Source organism: Microcoleus sp. Pol17C6, from assembly GCF_036701145.1.
Lineage (GTDB): Bacteria > Cyanobacteriota > Cyanobacteriia > Cyanobacteriales > Microcoleaceae > Microcoleus.
Genome location: NZ_JAUBQH010000017.1, coordinates 22,056 through 46,702 on the forward strand (window position 1 = coordinate 22,056; position 24,647 = coordinate 46,702).

The following is a 24,647-nucleotide window of genomic DNA, read 5'->3' on the forward strand; positions in this document are numbered from 1 at the left end:
TTACTAATCACCAGTTAGCAATTAGCAATTAGCAATTACTCTACAAGTAATTACCAATTACCAACCGTAAACTATTTATTCAGCGCTTCGCGGGCGGCTACCGCTTCGTCGGGATGAATATTCAAGCGGGTCAAATTAATTCGACCTTTATTGTCAATTTCTCGCACTTTGACAATCACTTCATCGTTCACAGCTAACTCGTCTTCCACTTTTCCAACGCGGTAGTCCGCTAACTGGGAAATGTGAATCATTCCTTCTTTTCCGGGCAAAATTTCCACAAAAGCGCCGATCGGAATAATTCGAGTTACGCGGCCGACATACACGTCTCCTGCATTCAACTTGCGCGTCATGCCTTGGACAATGTTGTAAGCCCGCTGAGCTTTTTCGCTGTCGTTGCCAGCAATTGTCACGGTTCCGTCGTCTTCGATGTCAATTTTGACACCGGTTTCTTCGGTGATGGCTTTGATCGTTTTGCCACCAGGCCCAATTACCAAACCGATAAATTCTGGATCGATTTTCAGGGTTAGCAAACGTGGTGCAAACGGCGACATTTCCTTGCGGGGAGTGTCGATGGTTGCCAGCATTCTTTCTAAAATGTGCAGTCTGGCTGGTTTGGCTTGGCGGATGGCGGTAGCAATCACATCTAAGGGTAAACCTTTGATTTTCATGTCCATCTGCAAAGCAGTAATCCCGGTGTCGGTACCGGCTACTTTGAAGTCCATGTCGCCTAAAAAGTCTTCAATTGCCTGAATGTCAGTCAAAATTCGGACTTCATCGCCTTCTTTAATTAAGCCCATTGCCGCGCCGCTGACGGGTTGGGAAAGGGGAACGCCTGCATCCATTAATGCTAGCGTTGAGGCGCAAACTGAACCCATTGAGGTCGAACCGTCGGAAGAAAGGATTTCTGAAACTACGCGAATCACGTAGGGGAAATCTTCTTTGGATGGCAAAACCGGCAGTAAAGCGCGTTCTGCGAGGGCTCCGTGACCGATTTCTCGGCGTCCGGGCGATCGCATCGGCTTGGTTTCTCCTACCGAAAACGGCGGGAAATTGTAGTGATGCAAGTAGCGTTTGTCTTGCTGCGGGTGCAAGTCGTCTCCTAAGTCTTGGGCGTCGCCTGGGGTTCCCAGGGTAGCTGCAGACAAGACTTGAGTCAAGCCTCGATTAAACAACGCACAGCCGTGTACTCGCGACGGCAGCACGCCTACGCGACAAGAAACGGGTCGCACCTCGTCTAGCTTGCGACCGTCTACGCGGATGCCATCTTCGAGGATCTGCTTCCGCATCATTTTTTTGGTAACGTCTTTGAAAACGTTGCCGATCGCCTTGCTGTTGGCGGTGGCCGCTACTTTTACCGGGTCCTCTTCCGGGAGTTCGGCGATCGCAGCTTCGACTTCATTTGCCTTAACTTCGTCCAATGCTGCATTCCGTATTGTTTTGTCTTTTTCAAATCTTGACAAAATGATGCGGATGGGTTCTTGGGCGCGATCGCGAATGAAGGTTTCCAGGGCCGAATCTTGCGATGGCCGTTCCTCTACCACCAAATCGATGCCCAATTCCGCCATAATTTCGCGCTGGGCTTGAATCAAGTCACAGGCTGCTTCATAGCCGAAGTCGATCGCCTCAATGATATCCTGTTCCGGCAATTGGTTGGCGCCGGCTTCTACCATGATTACTCCGTCAGGAGAACCAGCTACCACGAGATCCAACTCGCCTTCTTTGATTTCGCTGTAGGTGGGGTTGATGATGAAATCATCTCCTACCAAACCGACTCGTACCGCGGCCATCGGCCCGTAAAACGGCATTTTCGCCAGCAGAATCGCTACGGAAGCCCCCGTCACCGCCAAAACGTCCGGTGGCACTTGTTCGTCCATCGAAACCGTTGTGGCTACAACTTGGATGTCATCTCGCAGCCAGCTTGGAAATAGCGGACGCAGCGGTCGATCGATCAAACGGCCAGTCAAAGTCACTTTTTCTGGGGGACGCCCTTCCCTCCGCAAAAATCCACCGGGAATTTTACCGCCAGCGTAGAGTCTCTCTTCGTAATCCACCAACAAGGGCAGGAAATCAATTCCTTCTCTCCCCTGCGATCGAGTCGCTGTCACCAAAACCGCCGTGTCACCCGACTGAATCAAAACTGCACCGCCTGCTTGAGGCGCTAGTAAACCAATCTTCAGTCTAATATCCCGTCCATCGAAGGATATTGACTTGTCTATCTCTACCATGTAGCACTGCTTCCTTATCTACCACATTCTTTCTCTGTCGGGATCGTAACATTACCACAGGATGTTTGAGAGTCCGACGCCAAAAGACAGGGATAATCGCCTCGCGATCGACTGTCTGTGTCTCGATTGTAAGCATTTATACTCGATAATTATTTTTTGCAGTCTGGGGTCGGTTCTCTGGTCGATCGCCCGCCAAACGCCTTCCATAGATGGTACGATGAATTTTCGTTTGGGAATTGGGACTTGGAAGGAAGAAGGAACAGGGATTTAGTTATCTAAGTCAGGGAATAAGCCGTAAGGTGTGCCATAAGTACCTAAATATACAGGTTCTACCTAATTCCTATCTGGCTTAAAATTTCCTCGGTTTGTTTTAAATAAATTTTTCATAAATCCCATATAAATGCTCTAGTCAACCTCGCACTTAAATATAAAATCAGGCTAAAAAAATATGGCTATTTTACACGGCAGTTGGCTCCTAGAGAATGAAAAAAGTTGCTTATTTATTTGGGGAGAAACTTGGCGAAAAATAGGGGCAATTGAAACCATAGAATCGGGGATAAATCTACCGCATCCCTTAGCAATGACCGAATCGGAATTTAAGACTTTCCTAAATTCCTTGCGGCAGTCGGGAAAACTGGATTGGCAATTACCGGAAACCGCAGAAACTCTACCGGAAAAAAGTAAAAAAACTAGGAGATCGTCCAAAACTCCCAACGCAGAAATTACCGCCCCAAACTCCTCAATTAAAAGGGAAATTCGGGCGATCGCACTTCCCACCCAAATCTCAGAAGCGAACGCAAATCTGATGCCGCAGCACTCAGCCGCAGCACTTGAGGAACCCGCTAAAACCGAGGATATTTACCTTTATCCCTGGCAAGTCGAGGGTTTTTGTCTCAACCCTCAAGCAGCTTTTGTTTTCTTGCAATCACTACCGCTTAACAGTACGGAACCCGACTCTTTTGTCGGCTCAGATTTGCGTTTTTGGTCTCATATTGCTAGGTGGAGTTTGGATTTGTTGGCAAGATGCAAATTTTTGCCGGGATTGGAGAAACAGTCCGACGGTTCTGCTATTGCCAAATGGCAACCGTTGTTAGATAGTTCTACAGATACACTCCGCCTTGCCACTTTTGTCAAGCAAATGCCGACGGCTTGCAGAACATATCAATCGAAGGAAGAAGGAAGTTCGGCAACGGATTCTGTAACGGATGTAACGGATGTAACGGATGTAACGGATGTAACGGATGTCAGGAAGAAGGAAGGAGGAAGAAGGAAGAAGGAAGAAGGAAGAGGGGAAAAGGAAGAAGAATGCAGTCAATTGCCTTTAGCGGTGGATTTGCCGATGGGGGCGGAGGAATTGGTGTTAGGCTTTTTGAGTAGTATTGTAGATAGTCAAGTGCGATCGGCTGGTAGCTCTACTTTAGACATCAAAGCAGTTTCTCCTGTGCGCGACTGGCTGCAAGCTTTGCAGCAGGAATCTGGGATTGTCCAAGTAGAAACAGCAGCATTGGAAAACTTGGCAACCAAGCTGAGTGCTTGGACTGCACCGCTGCAAAACCAATTATCTCAACAAAGTCAATTTCGCACTTGCTTTCAACTCATACCGCCAGCGCCCGGTAAAGCCAACTGGAATTTAAATTATTGCTTGCAAGCAGCAGATGAAACCGACTTTTTGGTGGACGCGACAACTGTTTGGAACAACTCTGTCGAGCGTTTGGCTTATGCAGGGCGGACAATAGAATTGCCTCAAGAAACTTTGCTTAGCGGCTTGGGTTTAGCCTCGAAACTTTATCCGTTAATTGAACCGAGTTTGCAAGCACAGCGGCCTCAATCTTGCCAATTAAATCCGCTGCAAGCTTACGAGTTTATTAAGTCTGTAGCTTGGCGGTTTGCTGATAGCGGGTTGGGCGTAGTTTTGCCGCCGAGTTTGACAAAGACAGATGGTTGGGCGAGCCGTTTGGGTTTGAGCATTCAAGCGGAAACTCCGAAAGTGACTCCGGCAAAAGGCGGGTTGGGATTGCAAAGTCTGCTAAATTTTAAGTGGGAATTGACGATCGGCGGACAGCGCATTTCTAAGGCAGAATTTGATAGATTGACCGCGTTGAATTCGCCTTTGGTGGAAATTAACGGCGAGTGGGTGGAGTTGCGCGCGCCTGATGTGAAAGCGGCTCAAACTTTTTTTGCCAGCCGCAAAGAACAAATGACTCTTTCTTTGGAGGATGCTTTGCGTTTGGCGTCGGGCGATACTCAGATGATCGAAAAATTGCCTGTGGTGAATTTTGAGGCCACGGGTCAACTTCAGGAATTGTTGAATACTTTGAGCGATAATCAAGCGGTAAGTGCGATCGCAACTCCGGCTAGTTTCCGAGGACAATTGCGACCTTATCAAGCCCTAGGAGCAGGCTGGTTAGCATTCTTAGAACGCTGGGGTTTGGGTGCTTGTCTCGCGGACGATATGGGATTGGGCAAGACCATCGAGCTAATTGCTTTCCTCGTGCACTTACAGGAACAAGATTCTCTAGAAGCGCCAACCTTACTGGTTTGTCCGACATCGGTATTGGGCAATTGGGAGCGCGAAGTCAAGAAATTTGGCCCGACGCTAAAAGTGTTAGTTCACCACGGAGACAAACGCGCTAAAGGCAAAGCATTTGCCTCTGAAATTAAGGGAAAAGATTTAATAATTACCAGTTACGCCCTGGTTTTTCGCGATGCGAAGGAATTTCAAGGCATTAAATGGCAAGGATTGGTTTTAGATGAAGCGCAAAATATTAAAAATTCCGAGGCGAAGCAGTCGCAAGCGGTGCGGCAAATCGAGGCATCTTTTAGAATTGCGCTGACGGGAACTCCGGTGGAAAATAGACTGCAAGAATTGTGGTCTATTTTGGAGTTTCTCAATCCTGGCTATTTGGGGCCGCGCAATTTCTTTCAACGCCGATTTGCAATTCCGATCGAGAAATACGGAGATAGGGAATCATTGCAGACTTTGCGATCGCTCGTTCGGCCTTTCATCCTCCGCCGCCTGAAAACTGACAAAGAAATCATCCAAGATTTGCCCGAAAAACAGGAGATGACTGTATTTTGTGGCCTCGCGGCTCAACAGGCGGTATTATATCAGAAAATAGTCGAAGAGTCAATAGCGGAATTAGAATCAGCAGAAGGCATTCAGCGCCGGGGAATGATTCTGGCTTTGCTGGTAAAACTCAAGCAGCTTTGCAACCATCCGGCTCTTGTGAAAGCAGAAGCTAAGCCGAAAGAATTGGAGATTAAGAGTCAGGAATCGGGGAAATTGCAGCGGTTGGTGGAAATGTTAGAAGAGGTGCTCGCTGAGGGCGATCGGGCTTTAATTTTTACTCAATTTGCCGAATGGGGAAAACTCCTGAAACCGCATCTAGAACAGCATTTAGGGCGAGAAGTTTTGTTCTTGTACGGAGGAATTCGGCAACAGCAGCGGGAAGAAATGATCGATCGCTTCCAGCACGACCCCCAAGGCCCGCCGATTATGATTTTATCTTTAAAAGCAGGCGGCACAGGTTTGAACTTAACCAGAGCAACCCACGTTTTCCACTATGACAGATGGTGGAATCCCGCAGTAGAAAATCAGGCAACTGACCGCGTATTTCGCATCGGTCAAACTCGCAACGTGCAAGTCCACAAATTTGTCTGTACGGGTACGTTAGAGGAGAAAATACACGATATGATCGAAAGTAAGAAAGCTCTAGCCGAACAAGTAGTCAGCGCCGGCGAAAACTGGCTCACCGAACTCGATACAGACCAACTTCGCAATTTACTAATCCTCGATCGCAATGCTATTATAGAAACAGAAGAAGAATAATGTGTTGAATTTTCTTCGGTTTCTAGTGAGGACTTTAGTTGTCAAAAATCAGAGTAATTACACACTCTGACCAAAGAAACCGGGTTTTCTACCAGGATTAAAGGTTATAGTCCAGTTTTTTACTAAAAGACTCGGTTTCTGACTCTCCTAGATAACTAAAGCTTTCTTCCTTCTTCCTTCTTCCTGACATCCGTTACATCCGTTACAGAATCCGTTGCCGAACTTCCTTCTTCCTTGGGCTTATGATTGACAGAGAATGGTGGACACAACAGTGGTTAGATTTAATCAATACCTACCGCTTCAAAAAGCGCTTAGAACGTGGCTGGCAGTATGCGCGCGAAGGTAAAGTTCTCAGCATTAAATTTCCCAATCAAGAAGTAATTGCCATAGTTCAGGGAACAGATCCAAAACCCTATCAAGTTTCTTTAGGACTTGATACGTTAAGCGATGAAGATTGGGATTATGTGATTGAAAATATGTCGCAAAGAGCAGTTTTTTCAGCTAAACTCTTAGCAGGAGAAATGCCGCACAATATTGAAGATGTATTTGCAGCAGCAGGCAAAACGCTATTTCCGTTAAGCTTATCTGATATTCGATCGCGCTGTAGCTGTCCTGACCCCAAAAACCCTTGCAAACACATCAGTGCAGTATACTACTTATTGGGCGATCGCTTCAGCGAAGACCCTTTCGTACTCTTTCAATTGCGGGGCCGAACCAAAGAGCAAATTTTGACAGCACTTCGTCAAAGACGAGGTACGCAAGGAGAGGAAAATTCCCAACTCAACTCCGGCGAAAATTCCCCCACAGCCAATTCTAAAGTGCCAAAGGTCGATCGCTTTTGGGAATATAACCAACAGCTAGAATCATCTTTAGTAGTTATTGTACCGCCGCCCAGCAGCGAAACAGTATTAGATATCTTAGGCCCAATTCCCATCGCAACCGACGGAAAAGGAACCGCTAGCAAATCCTCCCCTGCATCTGACGCACTCAAGCAGCATTTTAGCAAAATCTACCAAGCAGTTAGCCAGCAAGCAGTTTTAGCAGCACTGAAACGGAGCGAAGGAGATTAACATAATTTATTCGCAGAGATGATACTAGGGAATATGGCGGATAAAAATCAGGCTTTAATACCCATTTTATTCTTGAGTCCCTCTCTGCTGGAACGAGAGTTTGTTTAGAATAGATTTCAACCGACGAGTCTTACTTTTGGCAATTTCAGTTTACACTTCCCGCAAATTACTCATAATCTCTATCAATTCCTGGGGGCGTTTAATCAAAAAATCTGGATTGTGTGCAGCCAAAGCCTCCTGAGAATTAAAACCCCAAGCTACAGCCATTACTTTAATTCCTGTTTTTCTAGCAGCTTCTATATCTCTAATCTCATCTCCCACATAAACGACTTGTTTAGGATCTATATGTTCTCTTTTTAACCAGCTATTAATAACTTTATGTTTACCAAAAGTTGACCCAGAGTAAATAAAGGTGAAAGTGTCTTGCAAACCATTTTTTTCCAGCGATGCCAAGACGTTTTCTCGGGAATTAGATGTGATAATGCCCAGTTGAAATCCTAGTTTTTTTAACTCCTGTAAAACTTCTTTAATTCCAGGAAATAATTGAATGTTGGGAATTTCGCTGCGTAACTCTGCTTTCAACATTCTAATCAACAGTGGGAATTTGAAGATAGAAATGCCCGAATACTGAAGGAGTTGCCAAGAAGTTAAATTGCTCAGTTGAGCTATTTGCTCTTTGGTCGCAGACTTAAAGCCCAATTCTGCTGACAAACGGTTGGTGATGCTTAGAAGAATATCGATTGTATCTGCTAAAGTACCGTCAAAATCAAAAATAATTACTTTGGTCATTGGACAATAGCAAATAAGGAACGGGGAAGCATACAATTTTAGATTTTAGATTTGAGATTGGGAATGACTTACTGCATAATGTATTGACGCTTGGCGAGGCGTACATACCCTATGGTTATTATCTATAGGGTAAGGTGCCCCTAAGCACCCTGAGCGCGAACATCTCAACTTTTAATCGTTAATTTGATTGGCTTTCGCATTTCGCCGCAGCATTTCGGGTTTAATGCGTCGCAGCGCCGAAGCTGTAAATCTGCGATTCCATTCCTCGTCGGAAATGTCGGCTAATTCTGCAAGTGTCGGGGCTATGTTTTCAGGATAAGGCTCAAACTCTGGCACATCAGTTGGTTTAGCAAATCGCTGATTCCAAGGGCAAACATCCTGACAAATGTCGCAACCTGCTACCCAACCTTGTAAATTAGATCCAATTTCGTCGGGCAATTTTTCGGCTCGATTCTCGATCGTGTGATAGGCTATACATCGATCGGCATTCACCACAAAAGGCTCAGTAATTGCCCCCGTCGGACACGCCTCAATGCAGCGAGTGCAAGTACCGCAATGTTCCGTATGGGGTGCATCGGGCGCTAACTCCAAATTAGTCAAGATTTCTCCCAAAAACACCCAAGAACCGTATTCGCGCGAAATTACATTACCATTTTTGGCAATCCAGCCAATCCCGGCACGTTGCGCCCACATTTTATCCTGAATCGGCCCGGTATCAGCATAATACCGCGCTTCAATTCCCTCGCCTTGCGATCGCACCCAATTTGCCAAAACCTTCAGTTTTTTGTGCAAAATTCTATGGTAATCCCGCCCCCAACCGTAGCGAGAGATTTTAGCATATTCGATCCCTGCCTTGACCCCCCCCTCACAAGGGGGATTTGAGGGGCGTTGGTGAGGTGTGTAGTAGTTGATGGCGACACATATTAACGACTGCACCTCTGGCATTATTAATCGAATATCCTGCCGTTTCGGGTTTGCCATCCATGCCATATCCGCCTGATAACCCTTGTCCAGCCAAGCTTGCAATCTTTGTTTTTCTAGATCGAAATCCGTGTCTTTTGAGGCGATACCGACTTTGTGAAAGCCCAACTCAATGGCTTTTTGCTTAATGCGATCGCTATTAATTGATTTTTTCATCACGTAAGAAACCACCGCACAATTTGTGCCATAAGTCTAGTAACTTTAAGAGTATTTTTGGGACAGTATTGATAATACTTTGACAATCTTTATATTTATAAATTTGAACTCCAAAATGTCAAAAATGTTACATAATTTAATTTAGGGAGAATTCGATTCGCTAATTCAAGTACGCAAGTAAAACCGACAGCGAATCCCACAGCATACACATGGCAGTTAGTATTCAATCAGCTCAATCTATTTTTTCCAACACCGAGATTGCTAGCGTTGTTCCGGCTACCACGGAAGCGTTCTACAAACTCAGCGTTGAAGACCAACTCGCACTGCTCTGGTATGCCTACACCGAAATGGGCGTTTCCATTACCGCAGCAGCACCGGGAGTAGCCAGCATGGCGCTTGTCGAAGGCATTCTGAGCGAAATCAAGCAAATGTCGCCTGCTGCTCAAAGCAAAACCATGTTTGACCTAGCCAGCAACGCCGACACAACGATTGGTCGGATTTACACTTCCTTGCGCGTCAACACCAAACTCGGTTTCTGGTACGAGTTGGGGCAGTTGATGAAACAGGGCCTTGTCGCTCCGATCCCCGCTGGCTATCAAATGTCTCCCGAAGCCACCGCAGTTCTCGAAACCATCAAGAAACTCGATCCAGGCCAGCAAATTACCGTACTTCGGAATACCGTAGTTAACATGGGCTATGACCCTGCTTTTAACCAAGAGTACGGCAAACGCTCGGCCCCCCGCAGCACTCCCACCGCTCCAGAAGAGCGGGTGAAAACCCAAATTGAGGGTATCAGTGAGCAGACTGTCCTCAACTACATCGACTACATGAACGCCTTCGACTTCACCCCCGCCGTCGGTTTATTTGCTGAAGAAGGTGCCCTGCAACCACCTTTCCAAAAGCCGATCGTCGGTCGCGACGCTATCCTCAACTATATGCGGGAAGAGTGCGTCGGACTGAAAATGATGCCCGAGCGAGGCGTATCGGAACCCGCAGAAGATGGCTACCGCCAAGTGAAAGTCACTGGCAAAGTCGAAACTCCCTGGTTCGGATCGAATGTGGGTATGAACATCGCGTGGCGGTTTTTGCTCGATCCCCAAGGTCAAATTTTCTTTGTGGCGATCGACTTGTTGGCATCTCCTAAAGAATTGCTCAATTTGATGCGTAAATAGAATATTCTGGTTCGGTCAGTCAAACAGACTTAGCCAGAAACCCAGATGCCTTTAGGTGTCTGGGTTTCTATCATTTTAGATTTTAGATTTTAAATTTTAGATTCAAGAATTGAAGGATGGGAAATGACTGATGGTATCAGGGTTTGCAGGTTGGCTACACTTACATTTTTTGAAAGTAATATTGATGTTGGTCGATCGCTCTGAAAGCGGCGATCGACGCTCTGCGGTTCCCGATTCCTCCTTTTTTCGGAGAATTATTTTCCTACCCCTACTTATATCTTTTGAGGGATTTGCTGCGACAAAGAGAATGATTACAGTATACTCATTCATTTGAAATCACTTGTTTTATGACCGCAACAACTCGACCTATTTTAACTACCTCTATAAAGATTGCAGGCATCACAATGCCAGGGATAGTGCAATATTTTGAAACTTTAAACGCGGGCGATTTTGAAGCGACGGCTAATTTATTTGCCGATGACGGGGTTCTGCACGCGCCGTTTGAAGATCCAATTATCGGCAGCATCTCGATCGCCACTTATCTAAAAAAAGAAGCACGAGGAATGCAGCTAGAACCCCAGAAAGGTGTCAGCCAAATTTTAGAAGATGGCAAAGTAGAAGTTCAGGTCAGCGGTCGAGTGCAAACTTCCGCATTTGGTGTTAATGTCGGATGGCTATTCTTGCTCAATTCTGACCAAAAAATCCTTTCTGTCACCGTCAAACTGTTAGCTTCTCCCCAAGAATTGCTAAGTCTGCGGTCACAGAAAAAATTTGATGCTTAATAAGCTGTTTCAGATTTAAATTCTCTATTTTGGTTTGACCTGTCGATCGCACGTAATAGCTAAAGTCGTGCGATCGACAGGTTAATCGGCTTTTTATCGCCAGAATAAGGCAGAAACCGGGTTTTGATCCAAATCTTTGGTGAAGTGCCACTCACGGTATAAAAATCCCGTTTGTTTGGTATTTGTGCGATCGGAACTTTACCCCTACAATCTTACAGTCTCGCCTTGGGCTGACGCTACTGCACGGAAAATTGGCTGTCACCGCAGCGCGTGCGACAGACAGCCAAAGCGAGTCTAAAAGTGCATTGCCAATCATTAATGACTAATGACTAATGACTAACGACTAATTAAGATTTTTCCGGCAAACTCGCTTCCAACTTTAGACAGTTGCGACCGTCTATTTGCAAAGTGTAGTCCACCCGATCCATAAGTCTACTCATAATCAGCCAGCCGTAGCCGCTTTCCTGTTTAGCTTCCGGCCTCGGGGGATTGTAAGTATCCATTTCGTAACCTTTACCGTAATCCCAAATTTCTAAACCAATATCCCTATTTTTTAAATTCAAGCGAATTAACACGGGCAAATTGGGTTGATCTTTGTGAGCATGGCGGATCACGTTAGAATAGGCTTCTGCTAACACCAAGCGCAAACGATTCGACTGACGCGGCCAATCGACGTGCTCTCCTAGCTCTACTTCCAAACTGCTCAGCAACCAATTTTCAACAATTGTTAAAAACCGCAAGTCGCTTGGCACATGAAGCTCAGTATTCATAAAAAAATCCCGTAAGTTTGAAAACCCTGTGTATTCACACCAGGTATGAAACACGACGCGCCGAATGGATTCGGCCTCAATACTTGTCGCTACTTGGGGGATACTAGCCTTTTCTGTTGAAAAATCAGGCATTCATGATTCGGTAGAAGGCAGAAGTTAAGAGTATAGTTGAAAACTTTAGTTATGGGTCTAAAGCCCATTAACAATTGATAATTATACCGAGACTGCAAGCAGCGAGGTATAAAAAATCTTTGTTTCAATCCCTGGCTTTTAAGCTTTGGTTTTTTCTGACCAATGCCTTCTACCTTAACCTTTTACAGGTGTTTAATCCCCCAGGAAAGCGATTCAGGAAACTAGCTGCGCCATCGCCGGCTAGGTTTTTTACTGTTGACGATAACGCCGTCCTTTGCAGGACTACTCTGTGAACCGTCAACCAGCAGGGCTTAAGTTTTTTCGGCTCTCACCCCCGACTATGGGTCGGGAGTCGCTGACAGATTCAAAGAACCTCCAGAGAGAGTATGGTTTGGTCGTCTTCCTGAACGGGATTATCGGCTCGGATGTGAGCCAACAAATTGTCCAAGTTGAAAGAACCAGGTTCCTGAATCAATAGTTGCCAAAGCCCTTCTTGTTGTAGCATAGAACGGGTTGGTACACCCCCTGCGACCGCTTCAGTGGTCACGCTAGCTTCAGTAATTCCGTCACTCGTCAGCAGAAATACATCTCCTGACTTTAATTCGATCGTACCTGCTTTGCCTCTCCAAACTGGTAGTATCCCCAAGGGAATGCCACGAGCTTTCAGGAAATTCGGCTCGGCTGGCGTTTTACCGCTAGCGGCTTGAGCTTTCACCTCCGAGTGAGACCAAACAATCGGGTAAATGTGACCGGCATTAGCAAAGGCGAGGTGTCCCGTTGACGGAGTGTAACGAGCTACAACCATTGTAATAAAATGGTTGTTCCCGATCAGGTCGTCAGACATACTGCTATTCATGTTCTGCATAACTTGAGCGGGTTCTGGAGAAACTTCTTGGGAAAGTTCCCGCCTCATCACCGAAATCGCGCTCGCCATAAATAGAGCAGCCGGAACTCCCTTACCCGAAACATCTCCCACCGCTATCCAAATATCTCCTTGGGAGTGGACGTAGACTTCAAAAAAGTCGCCACCAACTTCCCGCGCGGGATAGCAGCAAGCTTGCACTCTGACAGTTTCAAAATCCGGCCAACTTTGGCGCAACAAGTTTGTTTGGATTTGGCGAGCCACTTCCAACTCGTTTTGCATCTGCTTGGCTAAATCCAGAGTGCGCTGGTAGAGCTTAGCTTGAGACAGGGCGAGAGCAGCTTGAGCTGCTACACCTTCTATTAACTCTATATCTTCTGCCGACCAAGGGTTAGTGCCGCCAATCTGGGACAAAGCCAGTACCGCCAGCAATTCTTGCTGGTAAGTCAGGGGCACGGCAATCTCAACCGAGTTACCATTCCCCCCACTGTTTGAGTTCACTTGAGTTTGGCGGGTGGCTACAGCTTGAACCAGCAAATTTTCATCAAAAGAAAAGCTACTGGCATCGTCGGTTTGGGCTTGGTAGGGGAAGGTACTCGGCAATAGTCGATCGCTCTCTACCGGCCGCAGCATACAATAGTTGGCCTCAAAAGTTTGACCTACGGTTTGAACAATAGTTTGTACCATACTAGAGTAATCTAGCGACCCGCGAATGACGCTCATTACCTCATTGAACAGAGATTCCTTGCGTAAAGCGCGGCGCAATGCAACGCTGCGCTGCTTGTAGTATTTGTAAGTATCTGAGGCTTGATTGATCACCAATTTGAGTTCTTCTGGATTCCACGGTTTGGTGATGTATTTGAAAACTTGACCTGAGTTGATGGCCTCAACCAAATCTTCAACATCGGTGTATCCCGTTAGCAGAATCCGAATCGTATCGGGAAATCGCTCGACTGTTTTCCCCAAAAACTCGGTGCCATTCATTTCTGGCATCCGCTGGTCAGATATAATCACCGCCATCTCACCCTGTTCGTCTAGAACTTCCAGGGCGCTGAGGGCGCTATCTGCTTTGTAAACCTGAAAGTCGCGTCGAAACGTCCGGTACAATAAATCCAAGTTGTCGGGTTCGTCATCGACTACCATCAGTTTCAGCTTGCTTCCATCTCCCCGACTCATCTTTCTTCCCCCTTGAAAACCCCCACCATAGCTGTAATCAGCAAGGTGGCGGGAGGAAAAGGGGGGCTGGATATATGCAACATATCAGTTACGTCAAGTTGAGTTAAAGAAACCCGTTTTACCTCAAGGTGAGCATTCCTTTCGCACCATCTGTTCGCACAGATGAGAGGCTTTCGATACTGTAACCCGCCTCGGTAGGCCGCTTCAATAGGGAAAATTCCCGAGTCAGCTTTCACGCTGTGATACGAGCAATGACCTTGTTAGCAGTCGGTACTTTTCTAAACACACCAGCATTCAAAACTGCTAATTAATGCTCTGATTGCAGAGTTCTTAACTAGCTCGGCACTGTCCTCGGTGTGAATTTTAACACTTACTACTAACGCAGGTATTGCTACCTAAGTCTGGTCAACACTGGCTGTATTTCAAGCCCCACTGTACCCGGAGGGTTAGTGGTGGGTTGTTGGCGCTATTCCCTACATCTTTGCCGCATCGTACTTGATTGCTGCATGCAAGTCTCCCCAATCTCTGAACTTTTTGCAGCAAGCATATTACTACTGCCGAATCAAGTTATTCTTTCTGCCAGTCTGAGCTTAGCAGAACGAGAGCGGGGATTTCTAGCGACTTCTTCGGATTGTGGCCCGATCGGCTTTTTTGTCAGTACCTGCAAATTGGGTGTTCCTCTGAGTTGGTGCTTGACTGGTCGGTCTTCGAGACTGTGAAATGTAATGATTCCGATTCTCCCACCGGGTTTTAACCACCTTGGGGCTTGGTTGAGGAAAGTTTCTAAAGAAGCGAGTTCGGAGTTGACAGCTATCCTTAAAGCTTGGAAAGTACGGGTGGCCGGATGGATTCTGCCGTTGCGCTGCTTGGGGGGGAAGCTGGAGGCGATCGCGCCTGCAAGTTCTGTTGTAGTTTGAAAAGGACGCCCTTGCACAATCCGCCTTGCGATGCGCCGCGACAGTCGCTCCTCGCCGTACTTGTAAATAATATCTGCTAGTTTAACTTCTTCCCAGTGGTTGATAATCTCTTCTGCCGTCAAAGATTGCTGCTGGTTCATACGCATATCTAGTTGAGCTGGGTGGCGAAAACTAAATCCTCGTTCCGGTGTATCGAACTGAGCAGAGCTGACGCCCAAGTCTGCTATGATACCATCAAATTCGGCCTCTGGGGACTGATATTCAGCAAAGTTGCCGTGCCAAAACTCAACGGGAGAGTTGGCAAATCGGGCTTGGCAAAAACGGATGGCTTGTTCATCGCGGTCGATCGCCACCACTGTAACATCTGGCGCCGCCGCTAAAATCAAACTCGTGTGTCCGCCGCCCCCAAGTGTCGCATCCAAATAGTGTCCGCCTGGACGCACAGCCAAACCCGCAATTAATTCTTGACCCAAAACTGGAACGTGATAGGTGTCAATACTGACATCTGATCCAGGGGTATCCTTCTCAGAGAGCTCGATATCCTTCATAATCTATAAAGCGAAACAAAAATCAACAATAGTCAGTAATCATTAATTCATTTAATTATGTCAAGAATTGAGACTAGAACCGAACCGATGGTGCTCAACATGGGGCCGCACCACCCATCCATGCACGGGGTACTCCGGTTAATTGTCACCCTGGACGGGGAAGATGTGGTGGACTGCGAGCCTGTTTTGGGCTATCTGCACCGGGGGATGGAAAAAATTGCCGAAAATCGCACCAACGTGATGTACGTGCCCTACGTGAGCCGCTGGGACTACGCTGCGGGGATGTTTAACGAAGCGGTGACAGTGAATGCACCGGAAAAGTTGGCAAATATTGCTGTCCCGAAACGGGCTAGTTATATTCGGGTAATTATGCTGGAGTTGAACCGGATTGCTAACCACTTGATGTGGGTAGGGCCGTTTTTGGCGGACGTGGGCGCGCAAACTCCTTTTTTCTATACTATGCGCGATCGCGAACCAATTCTAGACTTGTGGGAAGCAGCCACAGGTTATCGCATGGTGAATAATAACTATTTCCGCATTGGCGGAGTCGCCGCAGATTTGCCCTACGGTTGGGTAGATAAGTGCGAAGATTTCTGCGATTACTTCATTCCCAAAATTGACGAGTACGAACGTTTAATTACCAACAATCCAATCTTCCGCCGCCGGATTGAAGGCCTGGGTACTATTTCTCGCGAAGAAGCGATTAACTGGGGACTATCCGGCCCTATGTTGCGCGGTTCCGGCGTAAATTGGGATTTGCGGAAAGTTGACCATTACGAATGTTATGACGACTTCGACTGGGAAGTTTGTACCGAAGCTGCTGGCGATTGTTTAGCCCGGTATTTAGTACGGATTCGGGAGATGCGCGAGTCTGTTAAGATTATCTATCAAGCCTTGAAAGGACTCCCCGGCGGCTCTTACGAGAATTTGGAAGCGAAGCGACTCGAAAGCGGTCCCAAATCTGAATGGAATGGTTTTGACTATCAGTTTATTGGCAAAAAAGTAGCGCCGACTTTTAAGATTCCCAAGGGCGAACATTATGTCCGCGTTGAAAGCGGCAAGGGTGAGTTGGGGATTTATATTATCGGGGATGATAGTGTGTTTCCTTGGCGCTGGAAGATTCGGGCTGCAGATTTTAATAATTTGCAGATTTTGCCTCACATTGTACGCGGCGTGAAGATTGCGGATTTGGTTGCAATTTTGGGTAGTATCGACATTATTATGGGCTCGGTTGACAGGTAGGTTTTGTCGGTTTTTATCTAAGAAATTAACCCGGTTTTTTATGGAACCGGGTTGATTTTTTTGAACCCCAGATAAACGCGGATAGATATCGATTAATTTTGCTGTTAAGGTAGCTAAAATATACCTGATTTCTCTCTTCTCTCTTCCTCTGTACCCTCTGCGCCCTCTGCGCCCTCTGCGGTTTATAAAAAAAATCTCTCCTTCACAAATGAAATAACATCAACTTTGATTCGATAAATTATGAAAGTCCAGCAACCAGATATCAATGACAGCAATCCGGAGCTCTGTGCTTTAATCTGCGAAAGAATTGCCGCCAGTCCCCAGCAGCGAATTACTTTTGCTGAATATATGGATTTAACACTATATCATCCGCAGCACGGTTATTACAATAGCGATCGCCCGTCGATCGGCAAACAAGGCGATTTTATCACGTCGTCTCATTGGGGGGCTGATTTTGCGGAGGTTTTGGCAGAGCAGTTTGTGGAAATGTGGGAATTGCTCGATCGCCCTTTCAATTTCGCGATCGTAGAAATGGGCGCTGGGCGGGGAATTTTTGCCGAAAATTTACTGAAATATCTGCAACGGCAACATCCCGACTTATTTAAAAATTTAACATACATAATTGTTGAAATTTCGCCAATACTTCAAGCGGAACAACGCCAAAAGTTAGGTGATATCAAGTGTGTTAAGTGGTGCAATTGGGATGAGATAGTTAATAATTCAATAATCGGTTGTTTCTTTTCTAATGAGTTAGTGGATGCTTTGCCCGTGCATCAATTCATTCTGGAAAAAGGGCAAGTTAGGGAGATTTATATTGCCGCAAAAACACCAAATAATGAGCAAGAAGAAATAAAATTTGTTGAAATATTTGGCGAAGTTTCTACGCCTAAAATTGCTGAATATTTTGATTTTGTGGGACTCGATTTGTCGGCGAGTGTTTATGGGAATGGTTATCGCAGTGAGGTGAATTTGGCGGCTTTGGACTGGATGAGTACAGTTGCTCAAAAGTTGCAACGGGGATATTTGTTAACTATTGATTACGGTTATCCGGCGCACCGCTATTACAATCCGAGGCGCAGGGAGGGGACACTACAGTGTTATTATCTGCACCGATATCACAATAATCCTTATATTAATGTGGGGCGGCAGGATTTAACGGCTCATGTTAATTTTACGGCGCTGGAAAGGCAGGGTGAATTGTGCGGTTTGGATTTGGTAGGGTTTACTCAGCAGGCTTTGTTTTTGATGGCGTTGGGTTTGGGCGATCGCCTTGCTTCTCTGTCTACAAATGATGCGGAAGTATTGGATGTGGCAACGTTTTTGCGCAGACGGGAGGCTTTGCATCAATTGATCGATCCGATGGGTTTGGGGGGTTTTGGGGTTTTGGTGCAGTGTAAGGGGTTGAGGGAGGAGGAAAAGGGGAGAATATTGAAGGGCTTGATGGTGCCTGATTGATAATTCCAGATTGATGATTAACTAATTTAATAGTTGAGATTTTTGGAACCGCAGATGAACGCTGATTAACGCTGATGTAATTTTGATTGATTCTGTATCTACCCAAATTATTGTCATACAACCAATACCGGATGATTGAGTTTGCGCTAAGCATACAAAAGAGATGCTTTCAGATCGTCAGCTTCAAGATCGGGCATTTCTTCTAGTATTTGTTCCTCACTGAAACCAGCCACAAATAAGTCCAGTACGTCGGATACCCGAATTCTCATGCCGCGAATGCAAGGGCGACTGTCGCACTGTCTAGGATTAACAGTGATTCTTGCGAATAGATCCGACATTAAAGTTAGCTCCTACAACGCTTAGTTATAGTATGAATGAGAGCGCTCGTAATTGTCAATAACTGGATTCCCATGATTATTAAATAATTAAGCTGTAATAATTGCTTTGGTCATTACTTAAGCGCACTGACTCAGTGGCGGAAATTCCCATTTTCCTGAATATAAAGTAGATGGCAGCTTTAAACAATAGGCAGCCGGAATCACCTCAATCAACCACCAATTAAACATATCTCGTTTGGCCACAGCAAAACCAGAAATAGCATCGCCGGTAATGGCATCATACAGAATATCTAAGATGGCATTATAGGCTGTTTTTGTATTGAGTGTTTGCAGCAAGCCATAGAAGATATTATAAGCTTCGTCAGTAGCTTGATATTTTCCAATTTTGTTGATATTAGGAAACAAGGTATCTGCACAAGTTTCGGGAATTTCACAACCATCCTTCAGCCAACAAGATACAATTTTTTGAACTCTATCAGCCTTGTCTTCTTCAGGAAAGTAATGTTTAATCGTCGGTTTAGCTGCTAATGCTATTCCATAAGCCATATAGACGTATCGCTGATGGGATATTTGATTATTAGGCATCCCAAAGGATGTCATTACTTCTACAAAGGCTTCTTCTACATCGCTGTTTCCGCCTCTTTCGTATAAATCGCGATACTTTCTGTCCCAAACTGTGTGAAGTGTTAGTTGTAATTGCTCTGGAATATCTGAATTGTTGGGCAACTTGAAATCGGTGTAATGACCTATGTCAAACTGTATCATTGACTTTCCCTCCTTATGTATTTTTCTTAATCGTAAACTAGGAGCCAGGTAATATTAAGCTTCATATCACCTCCATTCTACCTTACCCAGAAAAGCCAGTAAAGCCCTGGTAAGCTCTACTGACTTTCTATCCTGTACTTCTACGGATATGGCTGGTTGTAGAAGATAATCACTTGAATATTCGGAAATCTCATTTTAAAGTCCTCATCACAAGTAATGTTACAGCCAGAACACATATCTTTCTCAGTGTAGAGGTAGAGTATTCCTTCTACATCCAAGGAAACATCATCTCTTTCCAAGTCTTGTGCGAGTGCATTAAAAAGCTTATACTCAGCGTCACACTCATTCAAACAGCCTCTTGCTCTATCAAACCTCGGTACAAAAAACTGCTTTGGCCCATCCTCTTCACCTGGAATATTCAGAGGATCTCGCTTGCTGGTAGCTTCTAGGTTATAGACTTTGCCTGTCGGGATCTCCAACTTGACAACAGCAGCATTGCCAGAACGATTTTTTTTATTTGAATCTCCTTTTTGGATATGGATCAACCGAATATCTTGAACTTTCGTCTGTAGTTCCTCTACGATGTCCGCATGGCACTCAGGTATGCCTTCGGGATACTCGTAATGAGGTGTGTTTCTAGAGGGATTTCCTGTATTTAAGTTTTTGTTCACGCGAGTAATGATTCATTTTGCACACACCGATAAATAAAAATATATAACCTGACTTAGATATAAGATTTAAGCTTCGTCTGACTCAGGTATTTTGATTATACCACACTTTTAAATTAACGGAAAACTCTGCTCGTACCCCTCTTATTCAGCCCATTTTAATCGTTGTTGAATAGACATCCCCTGCAACTTTTTACTCATTTCATATAAATCCACTTGCGGATAATCCCCCTTAAATAGCGGAATCAAAGACTCAACAACAGCCGCGATTCCCTGCGGCGGCACTGCATTGCCAATTTGCCGCCGCACTTCAGTAGTAGAACCTTCAAAAACAAAATCATCGGGAAATGTTTGCAATCTTGCCCTTTCACGGTTTGTTAAAGAACGCGGTTCTAAATAATGATAACCCCAAGTCCCGCCACCTCCACCAGCAATGATTGTCGAGGATGGTCTATCTGGATGAATTCGCCGATAAACGTGACTGATCATGCCTTTAACATAGTATGGACTATCCTTGGGAATATCAGAGAAATTGCCTCCCGGTTTAATTCGATTTAAAATTTCAACGGTGCGGGCTTGAATTTTATGATGTTTGTTATTGTCAAGAACTGCTTCCACATTTTTGAGTGCTTCGCCCGCAGTTCGATAAGGATTTTTGCGATTTTGACCGTATTCGGGCTGAGGATGCACAAAGTTAAATCCTGTATCCATCCGAATGCCAACTAATAACACTCTTTGGCGAAATTGCGGAACTCCGTAATCAGCAAAGTTGTAGAGTTTAGGTTTAACTAAGTAGCCTGGAGCGATACTTTCAAAGTCAGAAATTATTTGTTTTATTGCTTGATAATTATTCGCACTTAATAAGCCTTTGACATTTTCTGCTACAAAAGCTTTCGGCTTTTTTTTATTGACAAAATCGAGAAAGTATGTATATAAATTGCCTCTGGTTCCTTCAAGTCCCGGACGTTTCCAAATTAGGGAGAAATCTTGACAGGGGAACCCTCCTATACATATTTCTGCTTCGGGCACTTGTGCAATGTCTATATTTTCTATGCTGTCGTTGACGATGACATCAGCAATGTTTCTGCTGAATGTTTTGCAGGCGTATTGATTGGAGTCGATCGCCCAAACTACCTCAAATCCGGCTTGGTGGAATGGCAAATCCATGCCGCCGCAACCAGAAAATAAGGAGATGAGTCGCGGTTTTTTTGTCCAGGCGATCGGCTGGAGACGTTCGATTAACATAGGAGTGTAAAGTTAGCCAAGGGCGGGCTGGATGCCCGCACCACAAGAGTGTCATCATACCAAAACCCGATCGAACTCGACTCATCAATTGATATTTCACTCTTCATCATCTAACTCGATCCCCGCTTGACGCAATTTTTCGGTCAATCTTTCAGCGCGGAGTCGTTCGCGATCGGCTCTTTCTTCCGACCACAGCAATAACTCGCCTTCTGCATCCCACCACCTCAACCAACAGCCTGTCCTTCCTTCGTGGGTTCCTTCCCAAACTCCTAAAAACAAGTTTAATCCCGGTATCCAATAACGTCCATTTTCATCTGGTTTTTGCAAGTTGTAGTGCTCTGATTCTAAATCGTAAACTTCTAAATGAGCTGTTTTTGCTTGGAATATGACGTATCTGGGGACTTTGATTACTTGCTCGTAAAAATACCACTTTCCCACCCGCGAGGTAAATTCAACGGAGTATTCTTCTCCATAGGTTTCTGAAAGAAATTCCATCACGATTTGGGGGATGGTTCCTTCTGTGTGTGGCGTGTAACTGCGGCGTACTTGAGAGACATTTTTTGGATTGACGGGTTTCACGTACATCCAATCGGGTGCTTTGCAGATAATGCGCTGTTCGTCGCTGCTTGAACCTGGGAAACTTAGGCCTGCACACAAGGCAAAGTTGGAAACAATTAAGGCATCCTGCATTAATTCTGGAAATGCTGTTAGCGGCTGGCGCAAAGCGGCGGCTAATAATGGTTGGCTTTCGTCTTCCACGGGGTCGTCTGGTAGTTGAAAATCTTCTGGTAGTAGCGGCCAGGTGATTGTGAGTTTTGTTTCTAGGTTTTTAGTTCCTACCGACATAGTTTATCAGAGGTTAAATGTTTTAATGCTTAAATTATATCTCTTGGTTTTTGGGATTAATGTTAATGGCTTAATGACGAGGCAGAGCCTCTGGGTATGCGTTACCGGGCAGAGCCAATTAGTAACGACTTAAGCCGACCGTCCGCCAGGGGTTGAAACCCCTGGCTAATAGCGAAAGTCCTCTTAAGAGGACTGAGAAGAAGACTGTTAAAATAATTAGTCCTCATAGCGAGGACTTTCGCTTTGAGGCAGGGAATTCATTCCCTGTCGGACTTAATATGCAGCTACGATCTTCTGCTTTAGTTCGGTGGTCATTGCTAGCAGTTCTGATTGTGCGATCGCACTTTGTTCACCACTCGCCAACCACTTCAATTGTACCGTCTCGTTTTCAGCTTCCGCATCTCCCAAAACTAAACACGCAACTGCACCGCTTCTATCGGCTCTTTTAAACTGTTTGCCGAAAGCACTAGCACTCAAATCTATCTCTACACTAAACCCGGCACTTCGCAATTTTTGAGCTAACAATACTGATTGCTGTTCTGCTTTTTCGCCCCTGGATACCAAATAGAAATCTAACTTGGGCGCGGGCAAAGGTTGCAACTTTTGCAGCAGGATAATCAACCTTTCGATACCCATTGCCCAACCGACTGCCGCCGTATCTGGGCCGCCCAATTCCTTTACTAAACCGTCGTAGCGGCCGCCTCCGCAAACTGTGGCTTGCGCTCCCAAATCGTCGGAGATAATTTCAAAGGCGGTGTAGGTATAGTAATCTAAACCGCGCACTAATCGAGGATTTAACTGATAGCTAATTCCTAAATTTGTGAGCATAAGCTGCACTTGCTCGAAGTGCGATCGCGATTCCTCTCCCAAATATTCTAAAATACTCGGCGCACCAGCTACAATTTCTTGAGTACGCTGATTTTTGCTGTCCAAAATCCGCAGCGGGTTTCGAGTCAAGCGGTCTTGGGAATCGGCGTCTAATTCGTCTTTGTACGGTGTAAAATAATCTATTAATGCTTGCCGATAATTTTGTCTGTCTTCCTTATTTCCGACAGAGTTAATATCTAGTCGCAAATTTTTTAAACCGAGAGTTTGCAGGATGTCGCAGGCGATCGCAATTACTTCGACATCCGCACGAGGATTCGCACTCCCCAAGACTTCCACGCCAATTTGATTGAACTGCCGCTGTCTTCCCTCTTGCGCGCGTTCGTAGCGAAACATCGGCCCCGCATACCACAGACGCTGCACGTCTCCCGCCGCGTACAAACTGTTTTGAATAAAAGCTCGGACTACCCCGGCGGTGCCTTCTGGGCGCAAAGTAGTCGATCGATCGCCCTTATCCTTAAAAGTGTACATTTCTTTGCCTACGACATCGGTAGCTTCGCCGATGCCGCGTTCAAATAAAGATGTCTGTTCAAAAATTGGCGTCCGAATTTCTCGATAAGCCGCTTTTTTCAAAATTGTTCTAGCGACTTCTTCTATATTTTGCCAATATTGAATTTCAGCGGGCAAAATATCCCGCGTTCCCGGTAAAGTTTTAATTGCACTCATTTTGTTAGTCAGTAGTCAGTTGGCAGTAGTCAGTTGTGATTAGTAATTAGTCATTAGTCATTAGTTATTAGTCAAGAGTTAACAGTTAACAGTTAACAGTCAACAGTCAACAACTAACAATTCCCAATAACTAATGACTTAATAATTCCCACGCTCCGTAACGATCGCCATAATAAGCCAAAATGCGATCGACCCGCTCGCGACCTGCCAAATCGAACCCTTCAGGATACTGTATCCACAAACCCCCAACTTGGCTCTCGTAGTAATCAAACCGCTGCGACTGCTGCGGAATTAAACCGGTTTCCACCCCTTCAACTTGACGCAAATGGATCGCCACTTCGCGATACACCGCCAGTGGCAATCCAGGGCATTGAATTTGATAGCGGAGTTGTTTTTCTTGTGCCGTTTGCATCATTTCTTTGCCTGTCCCCAACCAAAATCCCTACTTAAGATACTTCTTTATCGATCGGCCGCGGTAGAGGACAGCAGTTAATATTGTCCAAACATACCTTTCCCCACTGCAACGCCCAGCGTACAAGCGTAACTCGATTGTCAGCGCGCGTCTTGTTCAAGATATTGCTAATGTGGTTGTCAACTGTACGCTTGCTAATCTCTAACTTTTCGGCGATTTTCTCATTAGTCAATCCGGCCGCTACTAACTCTACCACTTGCAATTCTCTGTCCGACAGGGTGACAGGGGTCCCAGAGACAATCCCACTCATAAATTTTTCCTATGTCTGCATATTTACCTATCTACAATTCTAAAGGATGAGGGATCGAGTATGAAGAGAAAATTAAATTTGCTGTGCTACTCTTTCGGGCCCGAAGCACAAACTCGCTTGTAGAATGGCCAGGAGTGCAAACCCAGCGCGCACACGGCAAGACGCGCAGCCACCACTGCTTGTGCGTCGGGTGGCAGATGCTGCCTTTACCTACGCGCATCTGACATCCGGGCCCAACCTGCAGATGTTTGCGCGTAAAACAACTAACTTATAAGACCGCACTATATTTCAGCCTTTAGGGAGTAACTGCCAATATCAGTAAGTCTGATATTATAGGAGCAGCCATAAAAAAATAGCTTGCAATTTTTCTGGGATGGGTTAAAAATCATTATTGACCTGTCTACTG

Annotated in this window: 22 protein-coding genes; 7 read left to right on the forward strand and 15 right to left on the reverse strand. The window is 45.5% G+C overall.

Annotation, left to right across the window (positions count from 1 at the left end):
- Positions 1-71: 71 nt before the first annotated feature.
- Positions 72-2,225 (reverse strand): polyribonucleotide nucleotidyltransferase, encoded by a 2,154-nt coding sequence (locus QUA25_RS10920; protein WP_333037503.1) that lies wholly within the window; start codon positions 2,223-2,225, stop codon positions 72-74.
- A gap of 61 nt (positions 2,226-2,286) precedes the next feature.
- Between QUA25_RS10920 and QUA25_RS10925 the strand changes: the two genes are divergently transcribed.
- From QUA25_RS10925 to QUA25_RS10935, 3 genes are all read left to right on the forward strand, one after another.
- Positions 2,287-2,496, forward strand: a complete 210-nt coding sequence (locus QUA25_RS10925) for a hypothetical protein (protein ID WP_333037505.1) — start codon at positions 2,287-2,289, stop codon at positions 2,494-2,496.
- A 177-nt stretch (positions 2,497-2,673) separates the two neighbouring features.
- Positions 2,674-6,054: a DEAD/DEAH box helicase gene (locus QUA25_RS10930; protein ID WP_333037506.1), complete on the forward strand. Its 3,381-nt coding sequence runs from the start codon at positions 2,674-2,676 to the stop codon at positions 6,052-6,054.
- 242 nt (positions 6,055-6,296) lie between these two features.
- A complete protein-coding gene (locus tag QUA25_RS10935; protein ID WP_333037507.1) occupies positions 6,297-7,124 on the forward strand; it encodes an SWIM zinc finger family protein in 828 nt (275 codons plus the stop codon).
- 150 nt (positions 7,125-7,274) lie between these two features.
- Here the strand turns inward: QUA25_RS10935 and QUA25_RS10940 are convergent, their stop codons facing one another.
- Together QUA25_RS10940 and queG are read right to left on the reverse strand one after the other, a co-directional pair.
- Positions 7,275-7,913 (reverse strand): HAD-IA family hydrolase, encoded by a 639-nt coding sequence (locus QUA25_RS10940; RefSeq protein WP_333037509.1) that lies wholly within the window; start codon positions 7,911-7,913, stop codon positions 7,275-7,277.
- Between the two features lie 171 nt (positions 7,914-8,084).
- Positions 8,085-9,050 (reverse strand): tRNA epoxyqueuosine(34) reductase QueG, encoded by a 966-nt coding sequence (queG, locus tag QUA25_RS10945; RefSeq protein WP_333037510.1) that lies wholly within the window; start codon positions 9,048-9,050, stop codon positions 8,085-8,087.
- Between the two features lie 209 nt (positions 9,051-9,259).
- Here queG and QUA25_RS10950 point away from each other — a divergent pair, with 209 nt between their 5' ends.
- The gene (locus QUA25_RS10950; protein ID WP_333037511.1) at positions 9,260-10,222 is read left to right on the forward strand and encodes an orange carotenoid protein N-terminal domain-containing protein; all 963 of its coding nucleotides are present in this window, start codon (positions 9,260-9,262) and stop codon (positions 10,220-10,222) included.
- 102 nt (positions 10,223-10,324) lie between these two features.
- Here the strand turns inward: QUA25_RS10950 and QUA25_RS10955 are convergent, their stop codons facing one another.
- Positions 10,325-10,552 (reverse strand): hypothetical protein, encoded by a 228-nt coding sequence (locus QUA25_RS10955; RefSeq protein WP_333037512.1) that lies wholly within the window; start codon positions 10,550-10,552, stop codon positions 10,325-10,327.
- Positions 10,553-10,569: 17 nt separating this feature from the next.
- Here QUA25_RS10955 and QUA25_RS10960 point away from each other — a divergent pair, with 17 nt between their 5' ends.
- On the forward strand, positions 10,570-11,004 hold the full coding sequence (locus QUA25_RS10960; protein WP_333037513.1) for a nuclear transport factor 2 family protein: 435 nt from the start codon (positions 10,570-10,572) through the stop codon (positions 11,002-11,004).
- 347 nt (positions 11,005-11,351) lie between these two features.
- Here QUA25_RS10960 and QUA25_RS10965 read toward each other — a convergent pair whose 3' ends face one another.
- From QUA25_RS10965 to rsmH, 3 genes are all read right to left on the reverse strand, one after another.
- A complete protein-coding gene (locus QUA25_RS10965) occupies positions 11,352-11,774 on the reverse strand; it encodes an ATP-binding protein (protein ID WP_006633914.1) in 423 nt (140 codons plus the stop codon).
- A gap of 496 nt (positions 11,775-12,270) precedes the next feature.
- Positions 12,271-13,944 (reverse strand): SpoIIE family protein phosphatase, encoded by a 1,674-nt coding sequence (locus QUA25_RS10970; RefSeq protein WP_333037515.1) that lies wholly within the window; start codon positions 13,942-13,944, stop codon positions 12,271-12,273.
- Between the two features lie 562 nt (positions 13,945-14,506).
- Positions 14,507-15,409 (reverse strand): 16S rRNA (cytosine(1402)-N(4))-methyltransferase RsmH, encoded by a 903-nt coding sequence (gene rsmH / locus QUA25_RS10975; RefSeq protein WP_333037517.1) that lies wholly within the window; start codon positions 15,407-15,409, stop codon positions 14,507-14,509.
- A 57-nt stretch (positions 15,410-15,466) separates the two neighbouring features.
- Between rsmH and QUA25_RS10980 the strand changes: the two genes are divergently transcribed.
- Complete coding sequence (locus QUA25_RS10980) at positions 15,467-16,651, forward strand: NAD(P)H-quinone oxidoreductase subunit H (protein WP_333037518.1); 1,185 nt, start codon at positions 15,467-15,469, stop codon at positions 16,649-16,651.
- A 240-nt stretch (positions 16,652-16,891) separates the two neighbouring features.
- Positions 16,892-18,106 carry a class I SAM-dependent methyltransferase gene (locus QUA25_RS10985; protein ID WP_333037519.1) on the forward strand — a complete coding sequence of 405 codons (1,215 nt, stop codon included), beginning with the start codon at positions 16,892-16,894 and terminating at the stop codon, positions 18,104-18,106.
- Between the two features lie 146 nt (positions 18,107-18,252).
- Here the strand turns inward: QUA25_RS10985 and QUA25_RS10990 are convergent, their stop codons facing one another.
- The 8 genes from QUA25_RS10990 to QUA25_RS11025 form a co-directional block, all read right to left on the reverse strand.
- Complete coding sequence (locus tag QUA25_RS10990; protein WP_333037520.1) at positions 18,253-18,444, reverse strand: DUF433 domain-containing protein; 192 nt, start codon at positions 18,442-18,444, stop codon at positions 18,253-18,255.
- 117 nt (positions 18,445-18,561) lie between these two features.
- The gene (locus tag QUA25_RS10995; protein ID WP_333037522.1) at positions 18,562-19,209 is read right to left on the reverse strand and encodes a hypothetical protein; all 648 of its coding nucleotides are present in this window, start codon (positions 19,207-19,209) and stop codon (positions 18,562-18,564) included.
- Between the two features lie 140 nt (positions 19,210-19,349).
- A complete protein-coding gene (locus tag QUA25_RS11000) occupies positions 19,350-19,880 on the reverse strand; it encodes a deaminase domain-containing protein (RefSeq protein WP_333037524.1) in 531 nt (176 codons plus the stop codon).
- A gap of 141 nt (positions 19,881-20,021) precedes the next feature.
- Positions 20,022-21,122: a DNA cytosine methyltransferase gene (locus tag QUA25_RS11005; RefSeq protein WP_333037525.1), complete on the reverse strand. Its 1,101-nt coding sequence runs from the start codon at positions 21,120-21,122 to the stop codon at positions 20,022-20,024.
- Between the two features lie 96 nt (positions 21,123-21,218).
- On the reverse strand, positions 21,219-21,968 hold the full coding sequence (locus QUA25_RS11010) for a Uma2 family endonuclease (protein WP_333037526.1): 750 nt from the start codon (positions 21,966-21,968) through the stop codon (positions 21,219-21,221).
- 273 nt (positions 21,969-22,241) lie between these two features.
- Positions 22,242-23,519, reverse strand: coding sequence for a histidine--tRNA ligase (gene hisS, locus QUA25_RS11015; protein WP_333037527.1), 1,278 nt, complete (start codon positions 23,517-23,519; stop codon positions 22,242-22,244).
- Between the two features lie 130 nt (positions 23,520-23,649).
- Positions 23,650-23,931 (reverse strand): hypothetical protein, encoded by a 282-nt coding sequence (locus QUA25_RS11020; RefSeq protein WP_333037663.1) that lies wholly within the window; start codon positions 23,929-23,931, stop codon positions 23,650-23,652.
- Positions 23,932-23,965: 34 nt separating this feature from the next.
- A complete protein-coding gene (locus QUA25_RS11025; RefSeq protein WP_006633901.1) occupies positions 23,966-24,241 on the reverse strand; it encodes a photosynthetic electron transport-dependent transcriptional regulator PedR in 276 nt (91 codons plus the stop codon).
- Positions 24,242-24,647 lie beyond the last annotated feature (406 nt).